This window comes from Hoeflea sp. AS16 (assembly GCF_038900095.1).
Taxonomy (GTDB): domain Bacteria; phylum Pseudomonadota; class Alphaproteobacteria; order Rhizobiales; family Rhizobiaceae; genus Hoeflea.
Genome location: NZ_JBBMQQ010000012.1, coordinates 101,453 through 111,209, shown reverse-complemented (window position 1 = coordinate 111,209; position 9,757 = coordinate 101,453). Strand labels below are relative to the sequence as shown.

At 59.3% G+C, this 9,757-nt stretch carries 11 protein-coding genes; 4 read left to right on the top strand and 7 right to left on the bottom strand.

Annotated features, from left to right (window positions below; translation table 11 throughout):
* The coding region (locus WNY80_RS21105; protein WP_342889383.1) for a hypothetical protein at positions 1-309 on the top strand (309 nt) is incomplete at its 5' end.
* A 367-nt stretch (positions 310-676) separates the two neighbouring features.
* On the top strand, positions 677-979 hold the full coding sequence (locus WNY80_RS21100) for a hypothetical protein (protein WP_342889387.1): 303 nt from the start codon (positions 677-679) through the stop codon (positions 977-979).
* Positions 980-1,060: 81 nt separating this feature from the next.
* Here the strand turns inward: WNY80_RS21100 and WNY80_RS21095 are convergent, their stop codons facing one another.
* From WNY80_RS21095 to WNY80_RS21065, 7 genes are read right to left on the bottom strand one after another with little or no spacing between them, the layout of a single operon-like run.
* Positions 1,061-2,758, bottom strand: coding sequence for an FAD-dependent oxidoreductase (locus tag WNY80_RS21095; protein ID WP_342889382.1), 1,698 nt, complete (start codon positions 2,756-2,758; stop codon positions 1,061-1,063).
* Positions 2,755-3,513 carry an SDR family oxidoreductase gene (locus WNY80_RS21090; protein WP_342889381.1) on the bottom strand — a complete coding sequence of 253 codons (759 nt, stop codon included), beginning with the start codon at positions 3,511-3,513 and terminating at the stop codon, positions 2,755-2,757. The genes WNY80_RS21095 and WNY80_RS21090 overlap by 4 nt, the downstream gene beginning before the upstream one ends.
* Before the next feature lie 11 nt (positions 3,514-3,524).
* On the bottom strand, positions 3,525-4,259 hold the full coding sequence (locus WNY80_RS21085; protein ID WP_342889380.1) for an SDR family NAD(P)-dependent oxidoreductase: 735 nt from the start codon (positions 4,257-4,259) through the stop codon (positions 3,525-3,527).
* Between the two features lie 56 nt (positions 4,260-4,315).
* Positions 4,316-5,434 carry a C4-dicarboxylate TRAP transporter substrate-binding protein gene (locus tag WNY80_RS21080; protein ID WP_342889379.1) on the bottom strand — a complete coding sequence of 373 codons (1,119 nt, stop codon included), beginning with the start codon at positions 5,432-5,434 and terminating at the stop codon, positions 4,316-4,318.
* Positions 5,435-5,491: 57 nt separating this feature from the next.
* Positions 5,492-6,793, bottom strand: coding sequence for a TRAP transporter large permease (locus WNY80_RS21075; RefSeq protein WP_342889378.1), 1,302 nt, complete (start codon positions 6,791-6,793; stop codon positions 5,492-5,494).
* A gap of 12 nt (positions 6,794-6,805) precedes the next feature.
* On the bottom strand, positions 6,806-7,318 hold the full coding sequence (locus WNY80_RS21070) for a TRAP transporter small permease (protein WP_342889377.1): 513 nt from the start codon (positions 7,316-7,318) through the stop codon (positions 6,806-6,808).
* Positions 7,315-8,073 (bottom strand): SDR family oxidoreductase, encoded by a 759-nt coding sequence (locus tag WNY80_RS21065; RefSeq protein ID WP_342889376.1) that lies wholly within the window; start codon positions 8,071-8,073, stop codon positions 7,315-7,317. Before WNY80_RS21065 ends, WNY80_RS21070 begins: the two co-directional genes overlap by 4 nt.
* Before the next feature lie 166 nt (positions 8,074-8,239).
* On the opposite strand from WNY80_RS21065, the gene WNY80_RS21060 reads away from it, so the two are divergent.
* A complete protein-coding gene (locus WNY80_RS21060) occupies positions 8,240-8,983 on the top strand; it encodes a GntR family transcriptional regulator (RefSeq protein WP_342889375.1) in 744 nt (247 codons plus the stop codon).
* Entirely contained in the window at positions 8,980-9,597 is a 618-nt protein-coding gene (locus WNY80_RS21055) for a glutathione S-transferase family protein (RefSeq protein ID WP_342889374.1), read from the top strand. Before WNY80_RS21060 ends, WNY80_RS21055 begins: the two co-directional genes overlap by 4 nt.
* Positions 9,598-9,757 lie beyond the last annotated feature (160 nt).

Here is a 9,757-nt window from a genome sequence, read left to right as displayed (position 1 = left end):
CCTGGCGGCAGCATAATCAGGGCGGAAATCCACTTAAGCAGACGCCCGAAACTGTTCAGACAATCCGAACCACCTCTCGGGGATTTCCGTCTCATCAAGAAACAGCCTACCTATTTTCGGCGCATAGCCCTGCCGGACCAAACTCCGGGGCGTTTTGAAAGTTTCCAGCTCCTGTTGAATCCACTTTGCCCATTTTCGGTCGTGGTGAAGGTGACGGTAACTTACAAACGCTGCATACTTGTCTTGGCGAGCCATCTGACAAACCTAATACTGGAGAAATTAAGCCACACTCAGTGGTTCCAAGTTTAAATTGCAACCGACTGGGTTGAGTTTTCAGTTTGCTAGACTTCGAGAGGTGATCTGAAACCAAGCAGTGTTCGGCGCCGATTATTGAGACTGTAGGCGATTTTGTCGAGGATTTTTGGGAAGTATATGCTTGAACCGCCCAGGATTTACCGGAAACCGTTTGGTTTAAGTTGCGCCGCCATGACTTCAGTTTCCTGAGTCGCATAGTTGTCCCGCTTCGGCCTTTGTTGATGGAGGGGTGCTTCCAATGGGCCCTTGCAGGCGGCGGTTGTTGAGCCTGTATACCCATTTGAGTGTGGCATATTCCACGGTTCCGCAGCTTCGCTACGGTCTGGCGTTCGAGAACGGCGGGCTGTCGATTGCCCACTCCATGACCCGCGGGTTTTCCGTGATTCCCGCCATGCAGCCCTTTCTCCATGGCGGGCAGGTCGGGTTTGGAACGCTGGTACAACTGGCAATGACGCCCGATGCCGATGCTGAACGGGAAAGGTTTTCCCGGCTGCTTTCCGAGCCTGGGTTGCCGCGGCGTTTGTCGGAATTTGGCGGGACGGATCAGGATGCCGAGACGATTGCCGGCGTCACCTTCGACAGCTCGCCCTATATCAGCAACTTCGAGCGTCCGGTGACGGCATCCCTCATTGCCGGCGCAATCCGGAGCCTGGAGCGTTTGTGAATAGGTCCTGGGTTGGGGGGCGGATTCACAGGTGTTCTAGAATCCAGCATCCCATCGTCCTTGCTTGTTTCGATGTTTCATCTATGGCGATTTGTTGCCCCCCGCCGCATGGCGCCCAACGATATAGCCAAAGGTAAGTGCCGGTCCCAACGTGATCCCGGCGCCGGGATAGGTGCCGGCCATGATCGAGTTCATGTCGTTGCCGCAGGCGTAAAGTCCCGGTATCACCGACCGGTCTTCGCGCAACACCCGCGCATGGCTGTCCACCGCCAATCCCATGGATGTGCCTATGTCGCCGGGGTGTACCCGCACGGCATAATAGGGCGCCTTGTCAAGTGGACGCAGGCAGGGATTCGTCCGGTTGTCGGCATCTCCGAGATAGGTCTGATAGGCTGTCGACCCCTTTCCGAACTCGTGGTCCTTGCCCCGGGCTGCATCGATATTGAAAAGTTTGATCGTGCTGCTCAGCGCCTGTTCCGGCACGCCGATGAGGGCTGCAAGCGCTTCGGGTGTGTCGGCCTTTTTCAGATAACCTGACTGCAGGTGATGCCGGTAGGGGGCGGGGGCAGGGCGCACCGGGCCCAGACCATAGCGCCTGAGCGCGCGATGATCGCAAATCAGCCAGGCTTCGGACAGCCCCGCACCATTCATGCCGGAGACGAAATCGTGATAGGACACGGCCTCGTTGACGAAGCGCTTTCCTTGCGGGGAAACCGCGATGACGCCCGGCTTGGCCCGGTCGAGGAACAGATGCGGGAAGGGCCTGCTGCCGCCTCCCGCTTCCGGGATCAGCGATACCGGCGCCCAGAAACCGGCATTCCGGTTGGTTGTGACGAAGTGCGCGCCGATCTCTTGTGCTGCCGTGATCGCCTGTCCGGTTGCCGGTTTGGGCGACATCGAATAATGCGGCGCACCGTGTGCGACATGCGGCATGACTACCTTGCGCAATTGCGCATTCGCAGGAAAGCCGCCGGTGGCCAGCACAACCCCGTGCCGGGCGGAGACCCGGGTGCTGTCCCGGGTTTCGATCCCGGTCACCCGGTCGCCATCGGTGAGAAGCCGCTCAAGCGCCATGTCGGTGAAGATCGGAATGCCCCGTTGCAAAGCAGACAGGGCCATCCGTCCGGCCACGGCCTGCCCGAGCGTCAGGCGGGTGCCCCGGGAGTAGCTTAAGCGATCACGCGCCTGACGGGCCAAAAGCTTGGTGGCATGCCATGCCGAAGCGGGTTTTCGCGTCATGTTCATGAAGTGGCCGATATCAAACCGGTTCAGCATCATGCCGCCGAATAGCGTGAAATCGTTGATCGGCGGCTTAAGCCGTGCAAACTCTTTCCCCAGTCTGCGCCCATCAAAGGTCTGTGCATCAAGCACGCGTCCACCCATCGCCGCGCCCGGCCGGTCGGGGTGGTAATCCGGAGAAAAGGCGCGGTATTCAAATTGCAGTTCGGTGTGTTCCTGGAAGAAAGTCACCATCTCGGGGCCGGCATCTATGAACGCGTGCACCAGATCGGTGTCGATCAGGTTACCGACTTCGCCCGAAAGATATTCATATGCCGCGTCAGCATCATCTTCCATGCCGGCGGCGCGCATCAGCGGGTTGTTGGGGATCCAGATGGCCCCACCCGAAACGGCGGTCGAACCGCCAAAGCAGCTGTCCTTTTCGAAAATGGCTACGTCGAGTCCGCCGATCTTCGCAGTCAGCGCCGCTGCCATGCCTGCTGCGCCGGATCCGACCACGATCAGGTCATAAGCATCTGCCGGTTTTGCCGCCTGGCTCATTGCTGAACCTCCCGCGGGTACCGCCCCATGGCCCAGCCGCCGTCGACACGCAAGATCTCGCCCGAAACGAAAGCCGCCTCGTCGCTGGCCAGAAAGGCGATGGCGCGAGCAACGTCGTTCGGTTGTCCAACCCTTTGCAGCGGGCTTTGTTCAACAAAAATCTTGTGACGCCATGGTTCATTGCGAATACGCTCCCGGGTGAGCGGTGTTTCGATCAAGCCGGGGGCGACAGCGTTGACCCGGATGCCATCGTGGCCATAGTCCGTTGCCATCTGACGCGTCAGCGCTGCGACTGCGCCTTTGGATGCCGAGTATCCTGCAGATCCGGTGGCGCCGATCTCGGCATAGATGGACGCGACATTGACAATGGACCCGCCGCCGGCAGCCTGCATCTGGCCGACCGCGAAGCGCGCCAGCCGGAACAGGCCGAGGACATTGACCTCGAAGTGTCGCCGAACGTCGTCATCGCTGGTCTGATCCATCCGGCCGCCGCCGCCGATGCCTGCATTGTTGACCAGAATGGCCAGAGGCCCGCCCATGGCGGCAATTTTGCCGGCCACGGCTTCGGGCAGATCGCTGTCGATCATGTCTGCGCAAAGCGTCACCATTCCGGAATCTGCAAGTGCTTCAAGACCGTCAGCATCCCTGTCCACGGCGATGACACGCGCACCACGAGCAGCAAACAGGTCTGCTGTTGCGCGACCGATTCCAGCCGCAGCACCTGTAATCACCGCTATCTTGTTGTCGAAACTCATGATTATTGTCCTCAGATACCCAGTGAACCACCAAGAGAGCGTCCGCCGTCGACCAGCAAAATCTGTCCGGTTATGAACCGTGCTTGCGGTGAGGCGAGAAACTGTACCGCCGCAGCGATGTCATCGGGTGAGCCCAGTTCGCCGCCTGGCTGCATTGCCCGTAAAGCATCGAGATTGGTGTCCGAACGGGCGCGCAGCATGTCCGTTTCGATCACGCCGGGAGCTACGGCATTGACCCTGATGCCCCTGGGAGCCAGTTCAAGGGCGAGGGATCGTGTGAATCCGCCCACTGCCGCCTTTGAGGTGGCGTAGTGAATGTATTGTGCTGCGCCCAGCATTGCGCGCGAGGCGATGTTCACGATGGCGCCACCACGAGGCATCACCCGCGCAGCGCGCTGGGACAGCCCGAACATGGCGACCAGGTTGATTTCGTACATGCTGCGGAAATCGTCGGCGGTGAGTGTGTCGAATGGCTTGACGTTGAAGATGCCGGCATTGTTGACAAGGCAGCGCAATTCGCCGGCGCTGCCAATCAGATCGTCAACCGCCGCCATATCCGTCACGTTCAAAACGGCGCTTCGCCCGCGCCCGCCCGCCTGTTCGATCAGTGCGACGGTTTCCTTTGCACTGGCCGCATTCAGATCGGCAACAATCAAATTGTCCCCGGTCTGTGCCAATTGCAGCGCGATCGAGCGGCCGATACCGGCACCGCCGCCCGTGACAATTGATGTCTGTGCCTGTCCCATTGATTTTCCGCCTTGTCGGTAGGAAGCAGGGGCCCTGTGCGGGCCCCTGCGACAGATCACTTGCCGAAGCTTTCCAGATCGAGCTTGCCGTAGACTTCGTCCCGGATCAGCTTTGCAACCGCTTCGGGATCTTCGCGGTCGATCCCGGCCAGCCGCTGTTTCCATGCCTTCTGACTTGCAAGGAATGCGTCGATCAGCGCTGCTGGATCGTCGATCCCGCGATCTGCAACGGATTTCGCAGGCAGATCCGAAACAAAGTTTGACTGGAAGGATGCCAATGCGTCGGTCAAGGCTGCGTCGGGCTCGATGATTTCAAGACCGCGCTCGCGCGACCCCTCCATTGCTGCAGCCACGTCAGCAGCATAGGTTATCTGCGTCCGTGCCAGGCCGAGTGCCAGATGATCAAGCAGAGCCGTGTGCTGCTCGCCGCTCAAGCCGTTCCAGAATTCGGGGTTGACCACATAGGTAGCCCCCATGACCACGCCCATCGGCAAGGTGGTAACGCTCTTGGCGACTTCCCAGAACTTGTTGCCCTTGTCGAGGTTGGTGGGATCGGACATCGTGCAATCGAGAGACCCGCGGCTAAGACCGGAATACACATCCCCGATCGGCACTGACACGGGAACGCCGCCCAGGCTTTCGACCCAGTTGGTTTGTGCGCCGCCGGCGGTGCGGATTTTCTTGCCCTTGGCATCGTCAGGCGTGCGGATCGGATCCATGCAGATGAAGTAGTAGACAGGTGTCGAATACCCTCCGAGGAAGATGCCGCCGTTCTTGCGCCATTCGCCCTGAACCCGGTCGTTCGTCACGCCGATTTCGGTATAGGCCAGGGCCGACGCCAGCGCGTCATCCGATGTGAAAACCAGATCGTTCAGCACATTGTTCACGGGCAGTTCGGACGGTGTATAGCCCGGGTAAACCACGCCCAGCTGGGCGACGTTATCGCGGATGCCCTGCATCGTGGCTTTGGCCGGCACCAGTGAACCGCTCGAGTAGACCTCGAACGTGATATTTGCAGCCTTGTCCTTGGCGATATCCTCGGCCAGGCGCTGATATGGCTGTTCGTTGAGAATGTGCACCGGCGCGAGCCAGTTGGTGGCGATAAAGTTGTCTGCCATGGCAGGCGCGGCGATGAGCCCTGACAGGGCAAGCGCGGGAATTGTTAGACGTTTCATGGATTCCTCCTCCGTAGGCCGCGAGACCACCCCGCGGTATTGATTGAAACTGCGCGCCTAGCCGGTCAATCCGGGCAACCAGAGCGTGATGAATGGAAAGGCGACAAGCAGTGTGATTGTGAAAAAGTCCGCCACAATGAACCAGGAGACGCCGGCAAAGATCGTTCCCAGAGAGACAGTGTTCCCGAGGCTCGACTTGATGACGTAGACATTCATGCCGACAGGCGGCGTGATCAGCCCTGTTTCCAGCAGCTTGACGGCCAGAACGCCAAACCAGATCAGGTTGATGTCCAGATCATGAAGGAGCGGCGCAAGTACAGGCACGGTCAGCAGGATGATGGATATGCTTTCCAGAAAGCAGCCGAGGACAAGATACAACAGGCAGATCAGGATAATGACCCAGACCGTGTCGAGTCCGGCAAACTGACCTGTAACCCAGACCGGCAGCGATGACAGCGCGATGAACCTGGCAAACAGCGCCGCCGCGACCACGATGATGAAGATTGCCGCGGTGCTCATCGCCGTGTCGATCAGCGCTCGGCGCATCATCTCGATGTTCAGCGAGCCACGCGAAAGCGCAATGAAACCGGCCAGGAAAGCGCCGACCGCGCCGGCTTCGGTGGCTGTGAAAATGCCGGAAAAGATCCCCCCCAACACTCCGGCGATCAGCAGCGGAAGCGGCCAGGTCTCGCGGACCAGGACCAGCTTTTCGCGCCAGTTGGAGTGCTCGTTCAGTCGCGGCGCCAAATCAGGTTTGATCATGCAGCGGATCGCGATCATCGCGGCAAAGACCACGCCCGACAGAATGCCGGGGACAACTGCCGCCAGGAACAGGGTTGCGATGGAGACATTCATCATCAGCCCGTAAATGATCAGCAGAACGCTTGGCGGGATGAGTGACCCCAGCGTGCCCGCCGCAGCCACCGAACCCGTTGCCAGAGACGGCGCGTAACCCGCTTTCAACATTTCGGGAATTGCGATGCGGGAAAAAGCAGCCGCAGTGGCAACGCTCGAACCGCTCGCCGATGCGAACAGGGCCGAAGAGGCGACCGACGCGATGGCGAGCCCGCCAGGCACGCGGTTCAGGAACACCCGGGCAGCGTTGAACAAACCCTTTGTCAGCCCGGCGCCCGAAGCGAGATAACCCATCAGCAGAAACATGGGCACGGCCGAGAGATTCCAGTCGCCGATCATTTGGTAGGGAATTGCCTTGGCGATCCCGATGGCGGGCATCTGCCCCATCATCAACCAGATCCCGCCAAAGGAGGTGAGCCCCATGGCAACTGCGATCGGTACCCGCAGCAAAATGGCCACAAGCATCACGACAACGCCGAACAATCCTATTTCAAGGCGATCCATCTGCGTTTCCTTCTAGCTTGGGTCGACCGGATGAGACTCCGGCCTGTAGCTGCCAGAAATGATATCGATCATCCGCAGCACCATCACGAGACAGGCCAAGGCAAGGCCCAATGGGAGAAGGAATTTCGTCGGCCAGATGACAACGCGCCAGGCCCCTTCGACGATCTCGCCAATGCGCCAAGCCTGGACCGCCGGCGCGAATGACAACCAGGCCAGGCCGCCGTAGAAGAGGGCAGACAACGCTGTGGCGATCAGCAGGCAGAGCGTCTTGGCGCGACGGCCGAACATTTGATAGATCAGCTCCACGATGATCGAGCCTTCTCGTATTTCGACCCACGCCAGGGGAAGAAACACGGCCGCGACCATGTAGTAGCTGGCAACGACTTCGGCCGTGCCTGGAATGGGGGCGTTGAATACGTACTTGCCGATCACATCGGCGGTGACGTGAAGCATCATCAGAAGCAACGCCAGGGCCGCGACGATGGCCAGAAAATGCGCGACATGATTTGAAATACGCGAGATCATTGCATCCGGTATCCGCCGTTCACGTCAATAACCCCGCCGGTTATGTAGGCGCTGTCCGGCCCGGCGAGGAATGACACTGCGCCCGCTACATCTTCCGGCGTACCAATGCGCCCCTGCGGAATGGACTGGGCAATTTCGGCATCACGCGAAGGATCGAGTGACAGTCTGAGCATCGGAGCGTCGATAAGCCCTGGGGCCACTGCATTCACGGCCACATCCAGGATCGCCCCCTCCCGTGCACCGGCACGAACAAGGCCGAGCACAGCGGACTTGCTGGCGATGTAGGCTGAACTGCTGCGATAGCCACCCAACTGTGCCGCTACAGAGGAAAACGCGATGAACCGTGCACTTGCCAGCGGACGATCGCGGCGCGCTCTCATAAACTCACGCAACTGCAGGAAGGTCCCGGTGCTGTTGATGGTCTGGGTGGTCGTCCATTCGTCAAGCGACGTTTCTGTAATTGGTCTGCGCTGGCCAGTCTCGTCGAGGATAAGAATGCCGGCGGCAGCAACGAACACATTGATTGGTCCCTGCCGGGTCTCAACCTGCGAGATCAGCGCCGCGACCGCGTCTTCGTCGGATACATCGAGCGCAAAACCACTATGGGAGTTCCCCGGAAGCTCGGCAGCAACCGCTTCGGCAGCTTTCGCGGAAAGATCCGTGGCAACCAAGGTAAAGCCATCTGACGCCAGACGGTTGCAAACCGCCTTGCCGATCCCGCCCGCGGCGCCTGATACGAATGCCAGCTTAGACACGTTGTCCCTCCCAATGTCTCGTCGGACGGCAAATTGGATACATTATGGCTATTTGTCAACGCTAAATGAGCGAATTGCGGTTGTATTGGATAATATTTGAAAATTTCACTCTTGAAACCCTGCTGCATTTCCGCGACAGTAAAGCTGCCGGAACAGGGACCGTGAAATGATCGTAAAAGGGCAAACAGTTGCGGATGGCGCTGCAACCACACTGAGGGAAATGATCCTCGCAGGGCAGCTTCGTCCCGGAGAACGTGTTCATCAGGACCAGCTCGCCGAACTGCTGGGGCTGTCACGGACCCCCTTGCGAACTGCGCTTGCGACGCTCGCGACTGACGGGTTGCTGGATTACGAGGCGAACCGTGGTTACCGGGTGCGCAGTTTTTCGGTGGACACGATTCGCAGCGTCTTTGAAATTCGTTCCGTACTTGAGGCGCAGGCCTGCAGAATCGCCGCGCGGCTTGGTTGTCCGGACAGTGTGCTGGCCCGTCTCGACTCCTTGGTGAGGATTGGTGACGACATACTGGCCTCCGGTACCCTTGACCCGGCCGCACTGCCGGATTGGCGCCGGATGAACGTCGAGTTCCACGAGACCATCATCCAGGCCGCGAACAATCCGCTGCTCGGTGAATTCGTATCACGCACTCACAATGTGCCGATGGTGTCGGACCGGGTGATCCTCTGGGATGACTACGAAATCATCCACAGGTCTCATGACGATCATCATCGCATTGCCCGGGCTCTGCGCCATTCGGAAGGTGAACGCGCGGCTGCAATCATGAACGAACACGTCAGTTTCGCTGGCGATCTGTTGATAGAGCGCCTGCGTGAAGACCCCGAGGCGGCCCTGCAACACCTGATTTCCACGGCTGGTGCCGTTCCGAACAAACCGAAGAAAGAAAAGAAATGACACTGAAGCTGTTTCATTCTCCTGCATCACCTTTCGTGCGCAAGGTCCTTGTGTGCGCGCATGAAAAAGGCGTTATTGCCGAAATCGAGAAGCTGCCGTCCCAGGCCTGGCCGGTCAAGCGGGACCCGGATATCGTTCGCCACAACCCGTCGGGGCAGGTGCCGACGGCGCTGGCCGAGGACGGTAGCGCGCTCTACGACAGCCGGGTGATCTGTGCCTTTGTCGATACGATGTCCGATGATGTGCCTCTATTGCCGAGCGACCACAAAGCGCGATTTGCAGCCATGACGCTGGAGGCGCTGGCCGACACGGTTCTCGGCGCTGCGCTTTTGTGCCGGTATGAGAAGGTTCTGCGTCCGGAGGAATTCTATTGGGGTCTCTGGCATGACAGTCAGATGGAAAAGGTCGACAGCGGGCTGGATGAACTGGAAGACCGATGGATGGAGACGTTAAACGGTTCCATCACGATCGGTACAATTGCCACCGCCTGTGCGCTCGGATATCTGGATTTCCGTTTTTCAGACAAGGATTGGCGCAAGGCTCACCCCAAGCTGGCAGCCTGGTACGAGAAATTTTCCGCCCGGCCGTCCATGAAGGCCACGATGCCGGGGTGAACCGCGGACTGCGGATTTGCGACCTCCATCCGGTTTTGAACAGCCAATTCTGCTTGCGGGCAGAATGGCTGTCTTGGCCTGTCGTGAACTTGAAACCAACTCTCCTCAAGCTGTTCGCAAACCCTGTCTCACGTCAGACCGGACGAGCATCCCAGACCAC